The organism is Streptomyces sp. NBC_00440 (genome assembly GCF_036014215.1).
Lineage (GTDB): Bacteria > Actinomycetota > Actinomycetes > Streptomycetales > Streptomycetaceae > Streptomyces.
The window spans coordinates 4,779,273-4,802,649 of the sequence record NZ_CP107921.1 but is presented as its reverse complement, the minus strand read 5'-3'; the positions used below and the strand labels follow the sequence as shown (position 1 = coordinate 4,802,649).

Sequence of the window (23,377 nt, the reverse complement as noted above, 5' to 3'; positions counted from 1 at the left end):
CCGGAACGGCCGTCACACGGGCGGCCAGTTCCGCAGGGCCGCGTCGGCCACCCGCTGGAGGTCGTCGCGGCTGGTGCCACCGGCGGCCTGGACGGCGATGCCGTTGGCCACGGCCATGAGGTAGCGGGCGAGCACTCCGGGATCAGCGTCCGGGGGCAGGTCGCCTTCGTCGACGGCTTGCCGGAACCGGTCCCGGAAGCGGGAAGTACCGCCGTTGCGCCAGTCGTTGAGAGCGGTGCGGGCGGCGTGCCCGGAGGCGCCGGAGGCGAGGGAGCCCTGAACGCCCAGGCATCCGGCGGGGCAGTCGGGGCGGGTGGTGGCCCGGACGGTGCCGTTGAGAAAGGCGGCGGCCACCTGCCGGGCGGTCGGCTCCTCAAGTGCCCGGGTGCCGTGCGCCGCAGGACCTTCGGCATAGCGCTCCAGCGCCCTGCGGAACAGCTCGTCCTTGTTGCCGAAGGCCGCGTACATGCTGGTGCGGGTGATGCCCATGGCGCTGGTCAGGTCGGTCAGGCTGGCGCCTTCGTAGCCCTGTTCCCAGAAGACCCGCATGGCGCGTTCGAGGGCCTCCTCCGCGTCGAAACCTCGCGGTCGGCCGATCGGCGCCTTCTGGTGAATCTCCATGCCCTCAACCGTACCGCTTCCGCACCGATCGGTACGGAAGTGCTACGGTCTATTTCAGTACCGATCGGTACCGAACTGCGTGGAGGTCAGTCATGGTCGTTCGTACGGGACAGCTCGAAGGCAAGACAGCGGTCGTCACCGGAGGCAGCACCGGCATCGGTCTGGCCACCGCCGTACGGCTGGCCGCCGAGGGCGCACACGTCTTCATCACCGGCCGGCGCAAGACCGAGCTGGACGCGGCCGTCGAGACCATCGGCCGGGCAGGGGCCACCGCAGTGGCGGGCGACGTCTCGAACCTCGCCGACCTGGACCGGCTGTACGAGACGGTCCGCGCCCGGGGCCAGGGCCTGGACGTGCTGTTCGCGAACGCGGCGATCGGCTCGTTCGCGACGCTGGAACAGACCACGGAGGAGCACTTCGACCAGACCTTCGGCGTCAACGTGCGAGGCATGCTCTTCACCGTGCAGAAGGCGCTGCCCCTGCTCAACGACGGCGCCTCGGTGATCCTGAACGCCTCCACCGCCGCCGATCGCGGCGCGGAGGCATTCGGTACGTATGCGGCGTCCAAGGCCGCGGTCCGGACCTACGCGCGGACCTGGGCCAACGAACTCACGGGCCGGGGCATCCGGGTCAACGCGATCTCGCCGGGCCCGACCGACACCCCCGGAATCACGGGCCTCGTCGGCGACGAGAACACTGCCGACGCCAAGGCGAACCTCATCGCGGGCGTGGCGATGGGGCGGATGGGGCGCCCGGAGGAAGTCGCCGCGGCCGTGACGTTCCTCGCCTCCGAGCAGAGCAGTTTCGTCCTCGGCGCGAATCTGTACGTCGACGGCGGTGAGAACCAGATCTGACCCGAGCGTCGCCGAGCGTGCGTAACAAGACGCGCACCGGCCCACTCCCCCGCTCCCCCTGCTCTCCCCGATCCAGCCCTGCGTACAACGTGCTGTTGTGACCTCGGACGCGTCGGTTGTTTGACCGCAGGTGTACCGCTCGATTTGATCTCGGGGGTCAACGCCAGGTAGTCCGGACGGGAAATCAGGCGGGACATCCGCCCGGAAAACCCGCAGGACATCCGGCGGGACCGGGCCGGAGAGCAGAGTGAGCGGGAGGTGCGCTGAGCGTGGTGTCCAGGCGGTCGCTGGGGCGGCAGTTCGGGTGGCTCTGGGCGGCGTACGGGGTCAGCACGCTCGGTACGTTTCTCGCGTTCGACTCGTTCTCGCTGATCGCGATCCTCGCGCTGCACGCCGGGACGGCCGAGGTGTCACTGCTGTCCGCCGCCGGTCTTGCGGTCGGTGCGGTGGTGGCCGTGCCGCTCGGCCCGTGGGTGGAGTTCCGCCGCAAGCGGCCGGTGATGGTCGCGATGGACCTGATCCGGTTCGCCGCGCTGATGACCATCCCCGCCGCCTACGCGCTCGGCGGGCTCAGCTTCGCCCAGCTGCTGGTCGTGTCGGTGGTCGTCGGCGCGGCCGACATCACCTTCACCGCGGCGAGCGGGGCCTGCCTCAAAGCGCTCGTACGGCCGGAGGACCTGCTGATCGCGAACGGCCGGTTCGAGTCCACGGCCTGGACCGCCACCATGCTCGGACCACCGCTCGGCGGGGCCGCGATCGGGATGTTCGGCCCGGTGCTGACCGTACTCGCCAACGCGGTCAGCTATCTGCTGTCGGCCGTGGGGATCCGCGCGATCGGCGGCGAGGAGCCACGCCCCGAGCGGGCCGCCGCACCGAGGCTGCGCGCCGGTGACCTGCTCGACGGGTGGCGGTACATCCTCAAGCACCCGACGCTGCGCCCGCTGTTCTTCAACTCGATCCTGAACAACGCCCTGATCATGGCGGCTCTGCCGCTGCTGGCCGTGCTCATGCTCAGCCACCTCGGGTTCGCCCCCTGGCAGTACTGCATCGCCTTCGCGGCGCCCTGCGTCGGCGGTCTGATCGGCTCACGGGTGGCCCGCCGCCTCGTCACGCGATTCGGCCAGCACAAGGTGCTGCTCGCCGCCGGGACACTGCGGGCGTGCTGGTCGATCGGGCTGGCCTTCATCGGGCCCGGCGTTGCTGGGCTGGTACTCGTGATGGCCGTCGAGCTGGGGCTGATCACCTGCTCGGGCGTGTACAACCCCGTCCTCGCCACCTGCCGGCTCGCCCAGACCGCACCGGACCGGGTCGCCCGTACCCTGTCCGCGTGGTCGGTCACCAGCAAGGCCACCATCGCGGCCGTGACGGCCCTGTGGGGCCTGCTGGCCGCGGCGACCGGGGTCCGTACCGCGATCGCGATCGCCGGTCTGCTCCTCCTGGCGACCCCGCTGCTGCTGCCACGCCGCGACCCCTCAGCACGGCCCGGACCGGAAGCGGAGCCGGAGGCGGGGCCAGGAGCTGAACCGGCCCAGCCCCAGCTGTCGTAATCGGACAAGAGCTGGGCAAGGATGTTCGTTTTGATTGACTCCCCGATCTGACATGAGCATGGTTTCTGCGTACTCCTCGGTCCCCCACCTCTGAGAGGACGCACCCCGTGAGACGTATGAAATCCACGGCAGCCGCGCTCGGCGCCACCGCTGTTCTGCTTCTGGCCTGCGGTGTCGGCAGTGCCACCGCCACCGCGGCACCCGCCCACGGCCGCGCTGCCGCCGCCCGGCAACAGGCCGCCGACGTCTGCGCGTCCGCCGGCGCCGACTCCGGCCGTACGGTCCGCGGGGCACTCTCCCGCGACGAGGTCCACCATCAGCTCGCCGGCCTGACCGGTCCCCAGCGTGCGGCCCGCGGCTACCCCAACTCCGCGAACAAAGCCGACACCTCAGGGATAGCCGACAAGGGTCCGCTGGGCGGCGGCGGCCCCGGCCGCGGGCTGCTGACGGACATACACCCGGCCCAGGGCACCTCCTTCAAGGAGATCAGCGGCAGCGACGGCTCCTGCGCCACCCAGTCGGTGTCCACACAGCTGACCGTCCAGGACGGCTCTACGACGATCTACACCCCCACGATGTACCCGGCGGGCGGCTCATGCATCGAGCTGGTCACCGTCTACACGGTGTCCGGCCGCTCGGTCTCGGCCTGGGACTGGTGCGACAGCGTCGCCTTCGAGGCGTCGGTGCCCATCGACAGCGCCTTCCTGAGCACCTACACGGACGGCACCTCCAGCGCGTACACGGGCCGTGTCGTCAAGACCGACGCAGCCACCAACTCCTGGACCGCGGGGCTCTACAACTACCGGACGGGTGCCTGGGACACCCTCTTCACCCAGTCGGGCCAGAACCAGTCGGGCCGCAACACGGGCTGGGACATCAACGAGCTGTACTCCCAGGTCGGCACCTCGGGCCGGTCCGCCGCCTGCGATGCCATGGCGGGCCAGACCTTCGAGTCCAGCAACATCACGGTCCGGATCAACGGCAGTTGGACCCCGGCGTCGCCGGACAACTCCGACACCACCTATGACTCGCCGGCCGGTTCCTTCTACTGCCCCGACCGCACCTACCAGATGGTCAGCGCGTACGACCACTGGAAGGCCGTGGGCTGAGGCTGTAGGCTGACGGACCGCCGTCGCACGTGAACCGTCCCGGCGCCCTGACGCGCCGGGACGGTTGGACGCCGGGACGCCGGGACGCCGGAGCGCCGGAGCGCCGGAGCGCCGGAGCGCCGGAGCTCCAGGGGAGCAGGAGCCCAGCTCCCGTCAGGAGTTGGGTGCCACCTTCGAGAGCCCGTTGATGATCCGGTCCATCGCGTCCCCGCCGGTCGGGTCGGTCAGGTTCGCCAGCATCTTCAGCGTGAACTTCATCAGCACCGGGTGGGTCAGGCCGCGCTCGGTGATGAGCTTCATCACCTTCGGGTTGCCGATCAGCTTCACGAACGCGCGGCCCAGCGTGTAGTAGCCGCCGTACGTCTCCTTGAGGATCTTCGGGTAGTTGTGCAGCACCATCTCGCGCTGGGTGGGCGTCGCCCGCGCGGTGGCCTGGACGATCACGTCGGCCGCGATCTGGCCGGACTCCATGGCGTACGCGATGCCCTCGCCGTTGAACGGGTTGACCATGCCGCCCGCGTCACCGACGAGCAGCAGGCCCTTGGTGTAGTGCGGCTGGCGGTTGAAGGCCATCGGCAGGGCGGCCCCGCGGATCGGCATCGTCATGTTGTCGGGGACGTAACCCCAGTCCTCCGGCATCGACGCGCACCACGACTTCAGCACCTCGCGCCAGTCCAGCTCCTTGTAGGCGGCTGAGGAGTCGAGGATGCCGAGGCCGACGTTGGAGGTGCCGTCGCCCATACCGAAGATCCAGCCGTACCCGGGCAGCAGCCGGTCCTGCGCGCCGCGGCGGTCCCACAGCTCCAGCCAGGACTCCAGGTAGTCGTCGTCGTGACGCGGCGAGGTGAAGTACGTACGGACCGCGATCCCCATCGGCCGGTCGCTGCGCCGGTGCAGGCCCATGCCGATGGAGAGGCGGGTGGAGTTGCCGTCGGCGGCGACGACCAGCGGGGCGTGGAAGGTGACCGGGGTCTTCTCCTCGCCCATCTTGGCGTTGACGCCGGTGATGCGGCCGGTGCGCGGGTCGGTGATCGGGGCGCCGACGTTGCAGCGCTCGTACAGCCGGGCGCCCGCCTTCTGTGCCTGGCGGGCCAGTTGCTCGTCGAAGTCGTCGCGCTTGCGGACCAGACCGTAGTCCGGGTACGAGGCGAGATCCGGCCAGTCCAGCTGGAGGCGCACGCCGCCGCCGATGATCCGCAGGCCCTTGTTCCGCAGCCAGCCCGCTTCCTCGGAGATGTCGATCCCCATGGAGACCAGCTGCTTGGTGGCGCGCGGGGTCAGTCCGTCGCCGCAGACCTTCTCGCGCGGGAAGGCGGTCTTCTCCAGAAGCAGGACGTCGAGTCCGGCCTTGGCCAGGTAGTACGCGGTCGTGGAGCCGGCAGGGCCTGCCCCGACGACGATCACATCTGCGGTGTGCTCGGAGAGGGGCTCGGTCACGGCGGGAACTCCGGAAGACTCGATTTCATGTGCCACGCGGCACTGGACAGGTGCAGTCTATGGGGACCTCCTGATCGATCAGCTGAAGGGTTGGAACGAAGTGAACAAGCCTGCGCCGGTCGTCCGGCTGCGCGTCCCCACCGAGGAGGACGCCTTCGCCTGGCACCGGGTGTTCGACCATCCGGACGTCATGGAGTTCCACGGGGGTGCATCGAAGGAGTTGTCGGAGTACGAGGAGTTGACCGCGCGGCAGCGCAGACACGACGCCGAGCGGGGCTTCTGCCTCTGGACGGTGCTCGACGGGGACGGCGAGGTGATGGGTTTCACCGGCGCGCAGCCCTGGCCGCAGGAGAACTTCGGGCCGGTCGGCCAGATCGAGATCGGCTGGCGGCTCGGGCGGAAGTACTGGGGCCACGGGTATGTGACGGCCGCCGCCCGCACGACCCTGGAGCGCGTACGGGCGGCCGGTGTCGATGAGGTGTTCGCGATGGTCGACGCCGAGAACGAGCGGTCGGTCGCGGTGACGCGGCGGCTCGGGATGGAGCTGCACGAGACCTTCATGACACCGGTGTCGAAGCGGAAGGGCCACTGCTTCCGGCTGGACCTGCGGGAGGGGACCGGCTGAGGGCGATGGAGACGGGTGGGGGCGCGACTCCGCCCCCACCCGTCCCCTCCCCCTGGTTCAGTCCACCTGGTTCAGTCCGTCCGCTTGAAGCCGCGGTGCAGGGCCACGATGCCGCCGGTCAGATTCCGCCAGGCCACGTCCGCCCAGCCGGCCTGCTGGAGACGGGCGGCGAGCGCGGGCTGATCGGGCCAGGCGCGGATCGACTCGGCGAGATAGACGTACGCGTCCGGGTTGGACGAGACGGCGGTCGCCACCGGGGGCAGCGCCCGCATCAGGTACTCGGTGTAGACGGTGCGGAACGGGGCCCAGGTGGGCTGCGAGAACTCGCAGATCACGACCCGGCCGCCGGGCTTGGTGACCCGGTACAGCTCCCGCAGCGCGGCGTCCGTCTCCTGGACGTTGCGCAGCCCGAAGGAGATCGTCACGGCGTCGAAGACCCCGTCGCGGAACGGCAGTTTCGTCGCGTCGCCCGCCGTCAGCGGGAGGTGCGGATGCCGCTGCTTGCCGACCTGGAGCATGCCGATCGAGAAGTCGCAGGGCACGACGTACGCACCGGTCTGCGCGAACGGCAGCGAGGACGTAGCGGTCCCGGCGGCCAGGTCGAGGATCTTCTGCGCGGGGCGGGCACCGACGGCCTTGGCCACCTCCTTGCGCCACAGCCGCGCCTGCCCGAGGGACAGCACGTCATTGGTGAGGTCGTAGTTCGCCGCCACGTCGTCGAACATCGAGGCGACTTCGTGCGGCTGCTTGTCCAGGGATGCTCGGGTCACCCGTCCATTGTGTCGTGCGGCCCACCGGAGCCCGCCCACAGGGTCGCGGCCCGCGTGGCCCGGGGGAGGGTGTGGGGCGCCCTTCCTTGACTCGCCGGTTGTCGGCGTCACCGCGCCCGGTGCACCATCCGCCCGGCGATGCACGTCACCAGGCAGTTCCCGTCGTCGCCGTACACCGCGAAGTCGGCCCGCCCGGACACGGCGAGGGTACGCGGCGCGGAGAGCACCGAAAGCACGGAGAGGCCCGACCGCTCGACAGCCGTACGGACGGCCGCCCGTGCGAACGGTCCGGCGAGCGACGTCGTTCCCGCCGCGAGGAGCCGTTGCAGCCCGCGCCGGGCGCTCGCGCCCCAGCGGACCTCGGTCATCCCGAGCGCGGCCAGCGCCTCGCCGGTCAGCGGGTCGGAGCCGAGGTCCTCGCGGGGGTCGGGCCAGTAGGCCGCTTCGAGGAGCGCGGGCGCGTCCGGTTCGTGGCGGCCGGGGGTCAGCACCCCGTCCCAGCTGCGCAGCCGGGCCCGTTCGCCGTACGCCGCGTCCAGCTCGTCGTACGGTCCGAGCGCCGCGATGCGGTCGCCGTCAATGACGACCGCGTCCGCACCGGCCCGGTGAAGGGTCAGCAACGCGGCCTCAGTTGGCGTCGAGGAGCTTCAGCTCGGGGTGGGCCGTGCCGCCCTCGATCGCCGTGGACGAGATGTGCGAGACGACGCGGTCGTCGACCGGGTCGTTCGCCGGGTCGTCGTGCACGACGAGGTGCTCGTACGTCGTCGCGCGCTGCGCGGGAACGCGGCCGGCCTTGCGGATGAGGTCGATGATCTCCATCCGGTTCGACCGGTGCCTGGCACCGGCCGATGAGACCACGTTCTCCTCCAGCATGATCGAGCCGAGGTCGTCGGCGCCGTAGTGCAGCGACAGCTGGCCGACCTCCTTGCCGGTCGTCAGCCAGGAGCCCTGGATGTGGGCGACGTTGTCGAGGAAGAGCCGGGCGATGGCGATCATGCGCAGGTACTCGAAGAGGGTGGCCTGCGTCCGGCCCTTCAGGTGGTTGTTCTCGGGCTGGTAGGTGTACGGGATGAAGGCGCGGAAGCCGCCGGTCCGGTCCTGTACGTCGCGGATCATCCGCAGGTGCTCGATGCGCTCGGCGTTGGTCTCGCCGGTGCCCATGAGCATGGTCGACGTGGACTCGACACCGAGGCCGTGCGCCGTCTCCATGATCTCCAGCCACCGCTCGCCGGACTCCTTGAGCGGTGCGATGGCCGTGCGCGGCCGCGCGGGCAGCAGCTCGGCGCCCGCACCTGCGAAGGAGTCGAGCCCGGCGGCGTGGATCCGCGAGACGGCCTCTTCGACCGACACCTTGGAGATCCGCGCCATGTGCTCGACCTCGGAGGCCCCGAGGGAGTGGATGACCAGCTCCGGATACGCCTTCTTGATGGCCGAGAAGTGCTCCTCGTAGTACTCCACACCGAAGTCCGGGTGGTGCCCGCCCTGGAACATGATCTGCGTACCACCGAGCTCGACGGTCTCTGCGCAGCGGCGCAGGATGTCGTCGAGGTCGCGGGTCCAGCCCTTCTCGGTGTCCTTCGGGGCCGCGTAGAAGGCGCAGAACTTGCACGCCGTGACGCACAGGTTCGTGTAGTTGATGTTGCGCTCGATGATGTACGTGGCGATGTGCTCGGTCCCGGCATACCGCCGCCGGCGCACGGCATCAGCGGCCGCACCCAGCGCGTGCAGCGGGGCGTCGCGGTACAGCACGACCGCTTCCTCGGGAGTGATACGCCCGCCTGCGGCGGCACGGTCGAGGACGGCTGCGACATTTACAGACGTAAGGTCGGCGTTCTCGGTCACCGGGCGGGTCCTTCCCAAGGGGCTACTGACGACCGATCCAGCCTACGCCAGGGGCTGACACGAAAGATTGCGCCCCCTTTGTCTGGTTTCCATGGAGGGCAACGCCGGCCACACTCAAGCCCGTCCTGGGGGCACCTCCCAGCGGTAGCTGGGGGAGATTGAGGACCGGGGTCCGGGGCGGAGCCCCGAAAAGGCCCGCACCCCCACACCCCGCACCGCCACCGCGTACGGTCACCCCGCCGCCGCAACTCCCCCACGCCACCCCGGAAGCAGCTCATCCAGCAACGCCTCCGTACGCGGCGGCACCCCCCGGTCCCCGCCCCGTACGGTCAGATCCGCCGCAAGCTCCCGCAGCCGCGCCTCGTCGCCGGTCGCGTGGGTCGCGCGCAGCATCTCGTTCCACAGCCGCTCGTCCGCCGAGGATCCGGACACGGCGGCCCGCAGCGCGGCGATCGCCTTCTCCGGATGCTCCTGCTCCAGGTGGTGCGCCGACAGGGCCAGCGCGACATCGGCCACCAGCAGCGGCAGCTGCGTGTCGATGATCTCGTGGGTCAGCCAGGTGTAGCGGCCCTCCGTACGGTCGGCGAGCAGCGGCCCCCGTACCAGCCCGAGCGCGTCGGTGAGCAGCCGCTCCCGCACCGAGGCGCGCCGCGCGCCCCGGCCCTCGGTCGCCTCGTGGTGGAGCGAACGGAGCACGTCCAGGTCGGACACCACGGACGGGGCAAGCGTGAGCCGCCCGGTGCTGTCCGTACGGAGCCGGGCCGAGCCGTCCTCGTCGGTGCCGAGCCACAGCCGCAGCCGCTCGATGAGCGCGTCGCACACCTCCGGGGTGACTCCGCGCGGCCACATGGCCGAGGCGAGGACCCGCGGGTGGACGCCCTCACGGTGCAGCAGGAGCAGGGCGAGCGCTTCGTGCAGCAGGGCGCTGCGTTCGCTGTCCGGGGTGTCGAGGCCGATGATCTCGTACGGTCCGACCAGTCGCGCGTACACCGCGGGGCGGCCCTGCTCGGTGATGTCGACCAGGAACGGGCGGGCCGGTTCGGGGCCGTCGCCCTCCGGGGCGGCGTCGGCGAAGAGCCGTACGACCGCTTCGTGCTGCGCCTGCGGCAGCAGCTGCGCGTCGAGTTCGAGGCCGAGCAGCGGCGCGAGCAGCCTGCCCTCTCCCGTGATCTCCAAGTCCCAGGTGGCACCCGGCAGTTGCCCGGCCGAACCGGCCCCGATCAGACAGCCGATGCCCAGCCGTCCCGAGTCGGCGGTGAGTTCGGCGAGCGCGGTGGCCTCGTCGGCGGTCGGTTCGTCCGCGACGAGCACCAGGTGCGGGGCCCAGCGGGTCTGCTGGGCCGGGCCGGTCCGCCCGGTGAGGACCGAGTCGTGGCCGGCCGCACCGAGCGCGCTGCGGCGCTGCCCGATCTCCGCGCCGAGCGTCTCGATGAGTTCGTCGACGGAGCCGAGGTGGCGCAGCCGTGTCGGGGCCAGCGGGCTGAGCTCCGCGCCGAATCCCACGACCGTGACGGTCATCCGGTCCGACCAGCCGTTGGTGGCCAGTTCGGCGGCGACGGACGAGAGGACGGCTGCGCGGTCGGGGTCGGCCCCGGTGAGGGCGACGAGACCGGGCACGGCCTCCAGGTTCAGCAGCAGCCGCGCGTCGTCGCGGGTGCCGAGGCTCACGAGCCCCGGGTACGGGGCGGCCGAGCTCTCCGGGTCGATCCCCTCGTACGTCGCGACGGCCGACCGCTCAAGCCGCCAGAACGTCTGGTCCTGGCCCAGCTCCCAGGGCGCCGGCGGCGTCCCCGACGGCTGCGCGAGCTGGAGGTGCAGATCGTCGTCGGTGAGCCAGGCCGCGTACACGACGGGCAGCGGACGGCTCTCCCCGCCGAGCGAGGAGGAGAGGCCGCGGAGGGCCAGGTCCAGGAAGCGGACGGCGTCGGGGTCGGCCCCGACCAGCAGCGCGTCGTGCACATCGGCCTCGTCGCCGGTGGGGACCGGCGGCTCCATACCGCGCCGGCCGGCCACCGCGGTCATCGCCGACTGCCACAGCGCCATCCGGCGGCGGCGGCCCAGCGCGCCGAGGATTCCGGCGGCGAGCAGCGGGGCGCCGATGAGAGCGGCGGAGAGGCCGAGTCCGGAGTCGGAGCTCTGCGAGGGCGCCTCGGCGACCGCACCCGATCCGGCGCCGGAGCCCGTGGTGGGCGCGTTCGGGAGGCGCTGTTCCGGTACGGAGATCTGCGCCGTCGGGTTGTCACCGCGGCTGCCGCCCTGGTGCTGCGCGGGCTGCTCCTGGTGGTTCCCGGACTTGGCGTACTCGTCGATCTGGTGACGTACCTGCTCGGAGACGCTCGGCGCCTGGTCGGGCATCTGCACGACCTCGCCGCCGTGGGCGTCGGCCGGCATCTCCATGATCCAGCCGGGCCGGATCAGACTCGCCTCGGAGAGCTTCGTGCCGTCCGGCTGCATCCGGTCCTTGTTGAGCTGGTAGATCTCCTTGTACCTGCGGCCGTCGCCCAGGTGGCGCTGGGCTATCTCCCACAGCGAGTCGTGGTGGCGGCCCTCGGGCGGGCTGATCCGGTAGAACTTCGTCGCACCCTCGGTGCCGGTCTTCGCGTTCGCCTGCTCGGCGTGTGCCTGCGCGTCGGCCTGCGAGGCCACGGCGGCCTGCGCCTGCTGCGCGACGCCGACCCCGGGGGCCTGCTGCGCGGCGGCGACCGTCGGCTTGTGCGTCGACTCCAGGGACTGCCCGAACTGCGCGATCCCGGGTGCGAAGCTCGCGGCGGTGGCGCTGACCAGGAGCAGCGCGGCGATCAGCTGCCGGGCCAGCATCTGGCTGGGCCCCGCACCGGGAATGTGCGAGGGCATCCCGACGCCGGAGACCGCGGCCTTGACCTCCACGAGGACGCACGCGGCGAACTGCGCCCAGGCCAGCCAGACCACGCAGATCAGGATGTTCACGAACGTGTCGACGGTGATCTGCTGCTGCACCATGTCGAAGGACGGCATGCCGTGCGGCAGCGGCCAGCCCTGCGTGGACAGGGCTAGCGGCACGGCGAGCAGCAGCCCCGCGAGCGCGAGAAACGCGAAGAACGCCTTGGCGAAGTCACCCGCGGTCCGTTGCCGGGGCAGAGGCTGAGGCGTCCGGTTGGTCGGGCCCGTCGAGCCGGGAGTATTGCGCGCCATGGCGGGTGTCCTGTGTGGAGGGAGCGGGTTCGGGATCGTCGGGGTCGCTGGTCGTCAGTCGTCGGAAGTCGTCGGAGCCGGTCGGAAGCCGAGGGGGGTGGACCGAGCCTACCGAGATGGTACGGACGGTTTCGAAAGACAGACAGGGCCCGGGGGACACAACGTGCCCGAAATGGCACCCCTGTTGATACTTGCCCTGATTAGTCGCTGGCGGGCCGGAGAACTGGAGGCCCAGCCGTAACCGGTACGGTCGCTGGACCGGCGGAGTGACTCAACTGCACGCCCCTGAAAGTCCGTTGCTCCGGGTGCGCCCCAGCCTCCATGCTGTGCCGACCGCCGCCGATCCGATCGGCGGACCCATGATCCGTCATCCCATGGTCCGGAGCATCCGGAGAAGGAGCGTTGATGCCCCAGGCCGTCGAGGAGTACGTCGTGTCCGGCCCCGACAGCGGCCCGTACGCGATCACCACGGGCCCGGACGGCGCTCTGTGGTTCACCATGGTGCACACCGGCAGGATCGGCCGCCTGGTTCCCGGGCAGAAACCGACCAGCCATCAGCTCGACGCCGACAGCGGGCCGACGGTCATCACGGCCGGCCCGGACGGCGCGCTGTGGTTCACCGAGTACCGGGCGCACCGGATCGGACGGATCACGACGGCAGGCCAGGTGACGGAGTTCGCCCTGCCGACCGCGGAGTGCGGCCCGTTCGGTATCGCCACCGGCCCGGACGGCGCACTGTGGTTCACCGAGACCGCCGCCGACCGCGTGGGGCGCCTCGCCACCGACGGGAAGGTCACGGAGTACGCACTGCCGAGGGCCGGAGCGTTCCCCTCCGCGATCGCCGCCGGACAGGACGCGATGTGGTTCACGATGAACCAGGCCAACGCCATCGGCCGCATCGGCATGGACGGCACTGTCACGGTGCACGACCTGCCCACCGAGGCTGCCGCACCGGTGGGGATCGCGGTAGGGCGGGACGGAAACGTCTGGTTCACCGAGATCGCCGCCGGCCAGATCGGCCGGATGGCACCCGACGGCCGGATCACCGAGTACCCGCTCCCCGACCGTTCCGCCCGGCCCCATGCCGTCACCACGGACACCGGTGACAGGCCGTGGTTCACGGAGTGGGGCGCCAACCGCGTCGGCTCGATCGCATCCGACGGCACCGTCTCCGTCCATGCCCTGCCCACCCCGGCATCCGAACCGCACGGCATCGCCGTGGGCCCGGACGGCGCCCTGTGGACGGCTCTGGAGACGGGTGCACTGGCGCGCGTAGCCCCGACACAGGCACCGACACCGGCCAGCACCAGCACCAGCACCAGCACCAACGATCAGAGGAACGGCTCATGAAATACGCACTCGTGGTCTTCGAGACGGATGCATCACGCGCACAGATCCAGGCCGACCGCGACGCCTACCGGAAGGCATACGAGACCTGGATCGGCGAGACCGCAGCGGCGGGCAAGCTGGTGGGCGGCGACGCGCTGGAAACCGAGCACCAGGGCCCCGTCACCGTACGCAAATCGGCGAACGGGTCCCCGACCGTGACCGAGGGGCCCGTGCACGCGGGCGAGGAGACCCTCGGCGGCTGGTTCGTACTGGAGGTGGCCGACCATGCCGAAGCGGTTGAACTGGCCCGCGGCTTCCCCACCCCGGAGGCACTCGAAATCCGCCCGCTCCTCGAATCCGCCTGAGCGGCACCAACCCCTGAACGGCAGCAGCCGATGGGGTAGTTGAGACGACGCGTCCGATGATGGGTGGATGACTTCCTCCTATCACGTGTGCTTCGTCGTCCCGGACATCGAGCGAGCCATGGCTGACTTCCGGCGGTCGGCCGGAGTCGAGTGGAGTGATCCCGCTTCCGAACGAATGGGTGAGTGGGACTACCTGATCGCCTTCACGACGGGCGGGCCGCCGTTCATCGAGCTGATCGAGGGCCCCGAGGGCAGTCCGTGGGACGCGTCGGCGGGAGCCCGGTTCGACCACCTCGGGTTCTGGACGAGCGACATCCAGCAAGGCTCGTCGCGCCTCGAACGGGAAGGGCTGCCCGTGGAATTCTCCGGCTGCCCGCACGGCCGGCCGTTCGCCTATCACCGTATGGACAGCGTCGGCGCGCGTATCGAACTCGTCGACGCCGGCCGACAGGCCACTTTCCTCAGCCGGTGGCACCCCGACGGCGCCCCGATGCCCGCCATCGACGAATCGCAGAGGAGCTGACAGAAGACCTCACCGGCATCAGGGGCGCCGCCGACGCGCGCCGCCGATGCGCGGCGCTGTCGTCGCCCCGCCTCTCAGCTCCCCGTGGCCTGAAGAAGATCCATGTCATCGGCGGCGAGGTGCAGCGCCCCGGCGGCCACGTTCTCCTCCAGGTGGACAGGGTTGCCGGTCCCCGGGATAGCCAGGACGTGCCGGCCCTGTTGCAGCGTCCACGCCAGGCGGACCTGGGCCGGGGACACCCCGTGGGCCTCGGCGATGTCGCGTACGTGCGCACTTTCACCGCCGTTGGCCCTGGCGCCCTCGTCCCGGCCCTCTCCGGCGATCGCGTAGAACGGCACAAACGCGATGCCCTGCTCCCCGCAGGACCGCAGCAGTTCGCTGTTCCTCCGGACGTCGAGGCTGAACTGGTTCTGCACGCACACCACCGGCGCGATGGCCTGCGCCTCCGCCAAGTGCTTCGCCCTGACGCTGGATACGCCGAGGTGCCGGATCAGCCCCGCATCACGGAGGTCGGCGAGAGCGCCGAAGTCCTCGGAGATCGAGTCCTGGGACATGCGGCGCAGGTTCACCACGTCGAGGTGGTCGCGGCCCAGCTGGCGCAGGTTCTCCTCCACCTGGCCGCGCAGCTGGTCGGGGGTGGCCGTGTACCACTCGCCCGAGGGGTCGCGGCCGGGTCCGACCTTGGTGACGATGACCAGGTCCTCCGGGTACGGGGACAGGGCGGTGTTGATCAGCTCGTTGGCCGAGCGCAGGCGTGAGAAGTAGAACGACCCGGTGTCGATGTGGTTGACGCCGAGCTCGACGGCGCGGCGGAGGACCTTGACCGCTACGTCGCGGTCACCGGGTTCACCGAGGTCGAACGCGCCACTGCCGGTGAGGCGCATCGCTCCGAGGCCGATCCGGTTCACGCTCAGGTCGCCCAGCATCCAGGTCCCGGCCTCGGATGCATGGGCGCTCGTCGTGGTGTGGTGCACGCCCTCGTTCACAGTGCTGTTCACGGCGTTGTTGTTCGCGGCGTTGTTGTTCACGGCGTTGTTAACGGAGTTGTTCACGGTCCTGCTCCTGCTTCCCTGAGTCGCGCATCGGCCCCGCAACGCACACGGACTTCGTCAACCGGCCACCTGTGCAGCCCACTTCGCACGCCAGGCCAGCGCGTCGCGTACACCTTCCACCGTGCTCTTCCGGGCGCTCCAGCCCAGGAGTTCACCCGCACGGTCGCCGGCGGTGTAGCAGCCGATCACATCACCGGGACGCGGTCCGGCCTCACGGACGTCAAGGGTCTCTCCCACCGCCTCCTCGAAGGCCGTGACGAGTTCCCGCACGGTGGTGCCCTGACCGGTGCCGACATTGATGACCTCGTACCGGTCATCGACACCGGGTTTCAGGACCTCGTCGAAGCGCGTGAGGGCGGCAACATGCGCAAGGGCGAGGTCCCAGACATGGATGTAGTCGCGGATACCGCTGCCGTCGCGGGTGTCCCAGTCCACTCCGGTGATCGTGAACGGAGTTCCCTCGGTGTGCGCCTCGATGAGCTTTCCCAGCGCGTGGGACGGATTCAGGTCCTGCAACCCCGTACGCATCTGGGGGTCGGCCCCGATCGGGTTGAAGTACCGCAACGCGATGACGCGGACGGGGGCCGCCACAGTCCAGTCCTGGAGAACCTGCTCCATCATCTGCTTGGTACGGGCGTAAGGACTCGATGCGGCCACCGGGCAGGTCTCATCCGCACGGGCGTCGGCGGTGGGCGCGTAGATGGAGGCGGAACTGCTGAAGACGACGCGCTCGCAGCCGTTGCGCTGGAGGGATTCCAGAAGGTCGACGGTCTTGGCGACGTTCTCCCGGTAGTAGTGCAGCGGCCGGTCGACGGACTCGGGAACGACGATCTTGGCGGCACAGTGCAGGGTCACGTCGATGTCGGGATGCTCGGCGAACACCTTGTCCAGCAGGGCCTGGTCGGCGATATCACCCTGGTAGAAGACGCGGTCGCGGACGAACTCGCGCCGCCCCTTGGAGAGATCGTCGAGGATGACCGGGGTGATCCCCTGATCGATGAGAGCGGAAGCGACAGTACTGCCGATGAATCCGGCACCGCCGGTGATCAGAATCTTGTTCATACGCGCGATTCTCCCCCCAGGCTCGTTCGTCCCCCGGCCTCACTTCTCCCCCGAGACCCCCTCCTCCCCCGGCCTCACCGCTGCCGCCCGGCCCTGCAGTCGCGGCAGCGGCCGGGCCCGGGTGACCGGAACGCGTGGTCGCAGGCGTCGCAGTTCTGAAGCGGATCCGGCCGCCCGGCCCCTTCCCGGGTACGGAGAGCGGGCAGCGGGGGCGGCACCAGGGCGGCGAGCCGGTGGGCGAGAAGGGCTGCGGGGTGTCTCAGGCGACCGGGCAGATCGGCGGTGAGGACAGCGCGTACGGCGTCGGGCCGGGCATCGCGTTCGAGCCAGGCCCAACGGCCGGGGCCAGGCGCCGGACGTCGGTCTCGGCCAGCAGCACGGGCTCGTCGCGGCGCAGGCCGGAGAGCAGATCGATGGCCGCGCGGTGGCGTTCGGGGCCGGGCACGAGCGGCTGGGGAAGCACGCCGGCCGGGCGCGGCCCGTGGACGCCCGCTCGGGGCAGTGGCTGCGGTGGTGGCTGTGAACGCAGCTGTTGCTCGGCCGCGGGTACGACGGCAGGGGGCACGGGCGCCGCAGCCGCAGGGGCGACAGGCACGGCCGAGGCCACAGGGGCGGCGGCCGGCGGGACGGCGCCAGGCGGGACAACGCCGGGGCTCACATCCGTACGTGGCTTGCCCGGCTGGTTGTACGAGACCGTGCGGGTGACGACCCGGCCGTTCGGGAGGCGTTCCCGGGTGCGGCACAAGTAGCCGTGCGCCTCCAGCTCGCGCAGTGCGGCGGCCACCCGGGCCTCGCTCTCCGGGAAACGGTCGGCGAGGACCTTGACACCGATCCGGGCTCCGGCGGGCAGCGACTGGATATGAACGGCCAGCGCGATCGCGACGAGGGACAGCCCGGGGTGCTGGGCGAGATGGTTGCCGACGACGGTGAAGCGGGCAGTATGCCGCGAGTTGATGTGCACGACACCGGAGGGCACGGGCCCGGAAGGCATAACGCGGGAAGGCATGTCACGGGAGGCAACGTCGCGGGAGGGCGTGACGCGGGAGGGCACGCCGCCCCGGGAATCGCGGGACGGGGCGCGCGAGGGCGCGCTAACCTGCTGGGTATCCATCGGGAAGCCTCTGATCTTCCTCGGTGGTCAGGCCCTCGGATCAGGATTTGCCGTCCTGCCGGGGGCCGTCACATGTCTTGGGTTGTTGGTCGCGGCGAGCATATGCCGACCAACCAGCCCTAAATCCAGCCCGGTTGGCGAACCTCACCCGTGTGGGTGACGGGCCGCGGGGTGAGGTCGGGTGGGGTGGGGAGGTTATTTCCCCTCAGTACTTGAGAGTTCTTATGTCGCGGGAGACGGCGTCGCGGCCCACCGGGTCGCGGGGATCCGCGACCCGGTGAAGACGGCCACGGTGTCGACGTAAAGAGCCCGGGCGGTCACGGTACGAGATCGAGTTCCGCCCAGACCGTCCAGCGCGGGACAGGGCCGGGCGTAGCCCCCCAGCGATCCGCGGGCGCCTCGACGTCAAGAGCAGCTACAGCACCAACGACGGCCCCGAATGCGTCGAGATCACAGCGGCGGCAAGCACCGTCCACGTCCGTGACTCGAAGAACATCCCGGGCCCGCAGCTCGGCTTCACGCCGGACACATGGACGGACTTCGTGACGTACACGTCCGGCACGTCCGGAAACTACCCCCTGAGCACTCGCACCCCGAGCCCGGCCGACCCGGGCATCGGGGCGCACTGCTGTCACAGCACCCGGCATCACTCCAGTCGCCACCACATCGCACGCGCACACGGCCACCAGGAGGCGCACACAACACCCCACCCGCGACAGATTCATCCCGCCCAGGCAGCTCTTCCCGTACATGGCACGGAATCCCCCGACCGTCCTCTGCTGCCCTTTACACGCGGCTGGTAGCTTCGAATGCCCTGAACGTTTACAGTCCGGCCTGCTGGCCTGCTGTCGCCAACCGGGGGAGAACACTCGTGGCCCGCCGCACTCCAGCCATCGCCGCCGCACTCGCTGTCAGTGCGGCCCTGCTACTGACCGCTTGCGGAGGCAGCAACAACGACGCCTCCAAGGACAAGATCAAGGGGGCGGACGAGGGGACGAAGAGCCCGTCTGCTTCGGCCTCCACCTCTGCGGCGCCGGGTGCGGCGCGGCCGGAGATCACGATCCCCCACTCCTTCCAGCTGAATTTTCAGGGTTGGAACAGCAGCGACCCCAACGAGCAGGCCGTTCTCAACGACGGCAAGGAACAGGTCCGCGCCGGGTACGCGGCGATCATGGCCAACGCTCCCGATGCCGAGTATCTGAAGTTCTACGACACAGCGGCCGGTCTCTCCCAGGACCAAGAGTGGATCAAGACCTACACAGATAAGAACCTGACGCTCATCGGCAAGGCGCCGGTCTATGACGCCAAGGCGAGCATGCTCGGAAGCAATAAGACACGAGCGATCCTCAACTACTGCATGGACGAGACCAAGGCATATACAAAGGGTCGCAAGACGGGCAAAGTCGAGGGAAACCCGGCGGGTACGGATCCCAAGGTGTACTACACGTCCACTCTGCAGAAGAGCTCACAAGGCGTCTGGCAGACCGTGTCCACCAACTCCAAGAGGGGTGGCTGCCCGTCGTGAACTCACGTCGCAGGATGACAGCGCTCACCGCGGCCTCGCTCGCAACGGTCGCTCTCGCCTCCGGCCCGGCCCACGCCATCGGAGGTGGCGGCACAAAGGGCGGCTCCGACGGTCGGAGCGTCAGCGCCTCCGCCACCCACTCCCAAATCCGGCTCAGCTATCCCAAGGGAGGCGGCGGGAGCGGCAAAAAGGGCAACCTGGCTGCGATCGATCCCAACTGGAAACCGCCCGCTTGCTGGTACGAGCCCGTCTTCACACCCGAAGGCTTGAAGAGTTTCGTGAAGTCGTCCGGCGGCGACGGCGATGTGGGTATCCACGAGTCCTGGTTCGGCACTGGCCTCTGGACCGACCACTACAAGGACGGCAAGCCCGAAGCCAACTTCGACGACCCCAGCTCCATGGCCGATGGCTACAAGAACTACAACATCGGCAAGGGCGGCTACTTCTGGCGGAGCGTAGCGCCGGACGAGTCGGATCCCGATTCATGGCAGTGCGGCCGCATCATGTTCTGGCAGCCGGCCGGCCAGGTCCCGAAGATCCCGCACGCGCCCACGCCGAAGATGCTCGCCGAGTACGCGTACAACAAGGTCAAGGTCCCCGAGACCAAGATCGAGCTGAAGCCGCAGACCAAGTCCACCGTGAACCTGCCCACCTGGGTCTGGCTGGACAAGGGCACCTTCAAGGACGTCGTCGTACGCGCCGAACTCCCCAACACCGGGCTCTGGGCCGAGACCACCGCGAAACCCGTGAGCCTCCACCTGGACCCGGGCACGGACGACGCGGACACCTTCCCCTCCTCCGGCACCTGCACGTTCAACAAGGACGGCTCCATCGGCACGCCGTACAAGGCAGGCGACGCCAGCCAGAACCCGCCGTGCGGCATCAACTACCTGCACGCCACCGACGGAAGCCCGTACCAGCTCAAGGCGTCCATCACCTGGAAGATCAGCTGGAGGGGCACAGGCGGAGCACATGGCGACCTCCCCGACGGAACCTTCCAGACCACCCAGGACATGAACGTCCAGGAAATCCAGACGATCAACCGCTGACAAAGGGCCGCGAACGGACACCGTTCGGTACCTCCAGCTGTCACATCGCGCCCCGACGCACAGCCGCCGCGGGATCACATGTGCGTACTGAGCGAAGGGTTCAGCCGTGAGGCGAAGCGTTAAGACATACCTGTCGGCCGGGATGGCCCCGATGGTCCTTCTCGGCCTGGCAGCCTGCGACGGCAAGCCGGGAAACACCTGGAAGGAGCCCGCCAAGGGGCAAGCCGTGGCCGTTCTCCGGACCGATGCGGACAACAAGGCCCAAGAGGTTGCCTACGACGGGTTCGGAGGCACCCCGGAAGGGGTTGCCTACGGCCCCGACGGCCTGGTCTACGGCCTGGGGACATCCCTCGTCGCCATCGCCAAGGACCACAAAGCGAAAGTCGTTCTCGACGACCAAATCGAGGGCATGGCAGGACTGGTAGCACTGCCCGGCGGAAAGTTCCTGACAAGCGCCGATTCACAGCTCATTGAACTGGGGCCCGGCGGCCGTAAAGCGGCTCTCGCAGGAGTCGCGGGAAAGAACCGAAAACTACGGGACCCTGCCCCGAAAACCGCATCGGCAAGCCAATACCGCTTCGCCGCCAGCCAACCCGTCCCGTTCGCGACAGAGCCCGACGGCTCGATCATGATCGCCGACTACAACGTTATCTGGCGACTCAAGGACGGACACCTCACCCGTATCTACCAGGTGCCAGGTCGAGGCCCAGTCAAGGACTGGCCGGCTATCTCCCCCGGTGGCGCGGTGAGTGGCACGCACACGGTCTACGTTTCCCCCAGCACCAACGGCCCTTCGCAGGTCCGCGGCATAACGGCCATCAGCGCAGACGGTTCCTCGCGCACTATAGCCTTGCCCCGGCATATCGACGGAGTCCCCGGAGACCCCGCCTCCCTCAAAGTTCGCTGGATGAGCGACGACGGTGCGGACGGCATTTACGTCCACGCGGGAAACTCATCGGGCTCCTACGTGCTCCACCTGGCTACCAAAAAGACCGAACTCGTGGCAAGGCACTCATCGAAAAACGAGTCGGGTTCCACATGCAAGCCAGGGAAGCCAGTTGACGCAAAGAATATTCCCTGCGAGATACCAACATCCCTGGCCTACTCATCGGGCAGCCTCATCATGGCAGGGCTCACTTCCGCCGTACTGAAGATCTCAACAAAATAACGGTCACCCAAGGCGGTGCTGTTGCAGAAGTCCCCCGCAGTCGCACTCCGCAAATACGCCCAGCAAAGGAGTACTTCATGGGCATTCCCGAGCAGGACCGTCTCGACTACGTGTGCCGGCAGGACATGAATGAGATCGAGAGGGCGGTGACGGACATAAAAGCGGCCATGAAACGCGTCGACGCCATGATGCCGCATACCTGGATCGGCAAGAAGGCCGACACATGGCGTACCGATCACGAAGGGCGCATGAAGCGGCTGAAGACCCTCTTCGATTCGTTCCCGGCAGAGGAGAACCGGCTGGTGGATGAAGCCCAGAAAAAACAGTCCGCCCAGGACAGGAAGATGCACGGCGCGAGTTAGCGTCCGTTGATTCCGCACGCCGCCGACCTGAGCATCGGCACAGAGACCGGTGAACTCTGCCCATCCCCGCACGAAGGCTTCCGAGTACCGGCGCGCGCTGTCTGGCACTGAGCACCTCGAAGGGGCCGGTCCCCGCCACGGAAGCCGGACGCGGGGCCCCGCCCGCAACCTTTTCGTCAGGCCACACAATTGCAAAGTTCCGCTCACCGCCCGGCCAAGAGTGGGCGATGCACCCCTTCCGGCGTTGACTGCGAACGGCCCCGCCAAGCACCGTCTGAGGCTGAGGTCAGGGCTGCGACGGATCAGCCGGGCCCGGGTACCGAAAACGGGGTGTGGGATCAGTGGGCTACCGGGGTGGTGACGCCGAGCACATACAGGCGTCGGCTTCATCCATGAAATCGGTCGTTACCTCGGCCAACAGTCATTCCAAGGCCGGAACGGCGGCCGGCAAGCAGGCAGCCGGCGCCGCCGGGGACCACCGGGTGGCCTCGGCGATCAGCTCGCTGGCCGGTGCAATCGCGAAGGCAGCCGGTGATACCGGCACCTCCGTCAGTGATCTCGGTGACGTCGCCCAGACGACCGCCACCAACCTCAAGAAGGCAGGCGGAGGCGGCAAATGACGCCTCCCACCTACACCGTTCCGTCCGGGGATCCAGAAACCCTGCGGACCGCCGCCGGCCGGTTCAAATCGCTGGCCCATGACCATTCCACGCTGCTGACGACGTTCCAGCGGCATGTCGAAGCCGTACTCAAGGGCTGGTCCGGCCCGCTGTCCCAGCAGTATCGGACAGCGGCCGAAGGTGTGTACCCGCGCTTCAAGGCCGTCCATGTGGCCGCGGGCGCCGCGTACTCCGCGCTGCACACCTACGCCGGGGCGCTGGAGAGCGCGCAGAAAGCGGTGAAGGGCGCCAACACCACTGCCGACAGCCACTCCCATGCCTCCAGCCATGCGCCGACCGCGCCGGGCCAGTCCCCCAAAGCACTCGGCCAGAAGGTCAGCGACGCGAGTTCCGACCTGAACCGCGCCGCGGGTACGTGTGCGACCGCGCTCAGCAACGCGCAGACGACGCTCGCCAAGACCTGTCCTGACACCCTGTCCGCCAAGCAGCTCAAGGAGCAGGTGGCGAAGGCGGGCGAGGAGCTGAAGGAAGAGAACCCGGGGCTCTGGGAGAAGCTCTTCGGCCCTGAGGGCGAACTGCGGAAGTGGGACGAAAAGCTGCACGCCGTACCGGCTCCGTACGCCGACATGGTCCTGCTCAAGCTGATGAGCGGTGCGGAGGGCGCGGAGGAGAGCGTCAAGACCGCTGAGGAGTTCGCGGCGCGGATCCCCGAGCTGATGGAGGCCGACTTCCCGAAGATGGCCCGTCCGATCATGAACGCCATGAGCAGCGGTGCGGCCACCGAAGCCGATCTCGCCCAGGCGATCGAGGACTTCGCCAAGGACTGGGACGCGATCGGCAAGTGGAACGAGGGCACGAAGCTCGCCAACCTCGGGGAAGCGGCCCGGCTTCCGTGGCTGCGCGGGGCCAGTGTCGGGCTGAACGGGCTGGCCATCGCCGGCGACCTCTACACCATGTGGAAGCCCGAGGACAAGGGCGCGATGGGCTGGGTTGACCGCGGCGCCGCCGGGGTCAACGCGGGACTTGCCACGTGGGACACGCTCGCTCTCCTCACCCCCTTGGATGCCGTCCCCGGCGTGGGCGAAGTCGTTATGGTCGGCACCGGCCTGTACCTGGGGGGCACCTACCTCTACCACCACTGGAAACCGTTCAAGAACGTGTGCAACGCCACCGGTCACGCCGTGGCATCGGCAGCCAAGAGCACCTGGCATGCGGTCACCAGTTTTCTCTGAGCA

General features: G+C 69.2%; 21 protein-coding genes and 2 pseudogenes. 14 read left to right on the top strand and 9 right to left on the bottom strand.

The window, feature by feature from the left end; genetic code table 11:
* Positions 1-12: 12 nt before the first annotated feature.
* A complete protein-coding gene (locus tag OHB13_RS21665) occupies positions 13-621 on the bottom strand; it encodes a TetR/AcrR family transcriptional regulator (protein WP_266854421.1) in 609 nt (202 codons plus the stop codon).
* A 92-nt stretch (positions 622-713) separates the two neighbouring features.
* Between OHB13_RS21665 and OHB13_RS21660 the strand changes: the two genes are divergently transcribed.
* The 3 genes from OHB13_RS21660 to OHB13_RS21650 all read left to right on the top strand — a co-directional run bounded on the left by OHB13_RS21660 (position 714) and on the right by OHB13_RS21650 (position 4,131).
* A complete protein-coding gene (locus OHB13_RS21660; RefSeq protein WP_328378205.1) occupies positions 714-1,475 on the top strand; it encodes an SDR family NAD(P)-dependent oxidoreductase in 762 nt (253 codons plus the stop codon).
* Positions 1,476-1,744: 269 nt separating this feature from the next.
* Positions 1,745-3,022 (top strand): MFS transporter, encoded by a 1,278-nt coding sequence (locus tag OHB13_RS21655; RefSeq protein WP_328378204.1) that lies wholly within the window; start codon positions 1,745-1,747, stop codon positions 3,020-3,022.
* A gap of 107 nt (positions 3,023-3,129) precedes the next feature.
* Positions 3,130-4,131 carry a hypothetical protein gene (locus OHB13_RS21650; RefSeq protein WP_328378203.1) on the top strand — a complete coding sequence of 334 codons (1,002 nt, stop codon included), beginning with the start codon at positions 3,130-3,132 and terminating at the stop codon, positions 4,129-4,131.
* Positions 4,132-4,284: 153 nt separating this feature from the next.
* Here the strand turns inward: OHB13_RS21650 and OHB13_RS21645 are convergent, their stop codons facing one another.
* Positions 4,285-5,568 (bottom strand): geranylgeranyl reductase family protein, encoded by a 1,284-nt coding sequence (locus tag OHB13_RS21645; protein WP_266854427.1) that lies wholly within the window; start codon positions 5,566-5,568, stop codon positions 4,285-4,287.
* A gap of 100 nt (positions 5,569-5,668) precedes the next feature.
* Between OHB13_RS21645 and OHB13_RS21640 the strand changes: the two genes are divergently transcribed.
* Positions 5,669-6,193 (top strand): GNAT family N-acetyltransferase, encoded by a 525-nt coding sequence (locus OHB13_RS21640; RefSeq protein WP_266854429.1) that lies wholly within the window; start codon positions 5,669-5,671, stop codon positions 6,191-6,193.
* Positions 6,194-6,264: 71 nt separating this feature from the next.
* On the opposite strand, the gene OHB13_RS21635 is transcribed toward OHB13_RS21640, so the two are convergent.
* The 4 genes from OHB13_RS21635 to OHB13_RS21620 form a co-directional block, all read right to left on the bottom strand.
* Entirely contained in the window at positions 6,265-6,963 is a 699-nt protein-coding gene (locus OHB13_RS21635) for a demethylmenaquinone methyltransferase (protein WP_266854430.1), read from the bottom strand.
* 107 nt (positions 6,964-7,070) lie between these two features.
* Complete coding sequence (locus OHB13_RS21630) at positions 7,071-7,583, bottom strand: imidazolonepropionase-like domain-containing protein (RefSeq protein ID WP_328378202.1); 513 nt, start codon at positions 7,581-7,583, stop codon at positions 7,071-7,073.
* Positions 7,584-7,590: 7 nt separating this feature from the next.
* Positions 7,591-8,805 carry a cyclic dehypoxanthinyl futalosine synthase gene (gene mqnC / locus OHB13_RS21625; RefSeq protein WP_266854434.1) on the bottom strand — a complete coding sequence of 405 codons (1,215 nt, stop codon included), beginning with the start codon at positions 8,803-8,805 and terminating at the stop codon, positions 7,591-7,593.
* Between the two features lie 231 nt (positions 8,806-9,036).
* Complete coding sequence (locus OHB13_RS21620; RefSeq protein WP_328378201.1) at positions 9,037-11,976, bottom strand: BTAD domain-containing putative transcriptional regulator; 2,940 nt, start codon at positions 11,974-11,976, stop codon at positions 9,037-9,039.
* Between the two features lie 405 nt (positions 11,977-12,381).
* Between OHB13_RS21620 and OHB13_RS21615 the strand changes: the two genes are divergently transcribed.
* From OHB13_RS21615 to OHB13_RS21605, 3 genes are all read left to right on the top strand, one after another.
* Entirely contained in the window at positions 12,382-13,326 is a 945-nt protein-coding gene (locus tag OHB13_RS21615) for a Vgb family protein (RefSeq protein WP_328378200.1), read from the top strand.
* Complete coding sequence (locus OHB13_RS21610) at positions 13,323-13,670, top strand: YciI family protein (protein ID WP_328378199.1); 348 nt, start codon at positions 13,323-13,325, stop codon at positions 13,668-13,670. The genes OHB13_RS21615 and OHB13_RS21610 overlap by 4 nt, the downstream gene beginning before the upstream one ends.
* A gap of 67 nt (positions 13,671-13,737) precedes the next feature.
* Positions 13,738-14,193: a VOC family protein gene (locus OHB13_RS21605; protein ID WP_328378198.1), complete on the top strand. Its 456-nt coding sequence runs from the start codon at positions 13,738-13,740 to the stop codon at positions 14,191-14,193.
* Between the two features lie 74 nt (positions 14,194-14,267).
* Here the strand turns inward: OHB13_RS21605 and OHB13_RS21600 are convergent, their stop codons facing one another.
* From OHB13_RS21600 to OHB13_RS21590, 3 genes and pseudogenes are all read right to left on the bottom strand, one after another.
* Complete coding sequence (locus OHB13_RS21600; RefSeq protein WP_328380361.1) at positions 14,268-15,119, bottom strand: aldo/keto reductase; 852 nt, start codon at positions 15,117-15,119, stop codon at positions 14,268-14,270.
* A 183-nt stretch (positions 15,120-15,302) separates the two neighbouring features.
* On the bottom strand, positions 15,303-16,307 hold the full coding sequence (gene galE, locus OHB13_RS21595) for a UDP-glucose 4-epimerase GalE (protein ID WP_328378197.1): 1,005 nt from the start codon (positions 16,305-16,307) through the stop codon (positions 15,303-15,305).
* Positions 16,308-16,381: 74 nt separating this feature from the next.
* Positions 16,382-17,418 (bottom strand): annotated as a pseudogene (locus OHB13_RS21590) (helix-turn-helix domain-containing protein).
* A gap of 386 nt (positions 17,419-17,804) precedes the next feature.
* Here OHB13_RS21590 and OHB13_RS21585 point away from each other — a divergent pair.
* From OHB13_RS21585 to OHB13_RS21555, 7 genes and pseudogenes are all read left to right on the top strand, one after another.
* Positions 17,805-17,978, top strand: a pseudogene (locus tag OHB13_RS21585) (DUF397 domain-containing protein); the annotation flags it as partial.
* A 311-nt stretch (positions 17,979-18,289) separates the two neighbouring features.
* Complete coding sequence (locus OHB13_RS21580) at positions 18,290-18,943, top strand: hypothetical protein (protein ID WP_328378196.1); 654 nt, start codon at positions 18,290-18,292, stop codon at positions 18,941-18,943.
* A 14-nt stretch (positions 18,944-18,957) separates the two neighbouring features.
* Entirely contained in the window at positions 18,958-19,992 is a 1,035-nt protein-coding gene (locus tag OHB13_RS21575) for a hypothetical protein (RefSeq protein ID WP_328378195.1), read from the top strand.
* 151 nt (positions 19,993-20,143) lie between these two features.
* A complete protein-coding gene (locus OHB13_RS21570) occupies positions 20,144-21,160 on the top strand; it encodes a hypothetical protein (RefSeq protein ID WP_328378194.1) in 1,017 nt (338 codons plus the stop codon).
* Between the two features lie 77 nt (positions 21,161-21,237).
* On the top strand, positions 21,238-21,522 hold the full coding sequence (locus tag OHB13_RS21565; protein WP_266854450.1) for a hypothetical protein: 285 nt from the start codon (positions 21,238-21,240) through the stop codon (positions 21,520-21,522).
* A gap of 392 nt (positions 21,523-21,914) precedes the next feature.
* Positions 21,915-22,142 carry a hypothetical protein gene (locus OHB13_RS21560; protein ID WP_266854452.1) on the top strand — a complete coding sequence of 76 codons (228 nt, stop codon included), beginning with the start codon at positions 21,915-21,917 and terminating at the stop codon, positions 22,140-22,142.
* The gene (locus OHB13_RS21555; protein ID WP_266854454.1) at positions 22,139-23,374 is read left to right on the top strand and encodes a WXG100 family type VII secretion target; all 1,236 of its coding nucleotides are present in this window, start codon (positions 22,139-22,141) and stop codon (positions 23,372-23,374) included. The genes OHB13_RS21560 and OHB13_RS21555 overlap by 4 nt, the downstream gene beginning before the upstream one ends.
* Positions 23,375-23,377: the final 3 nt, after the last annotated feature.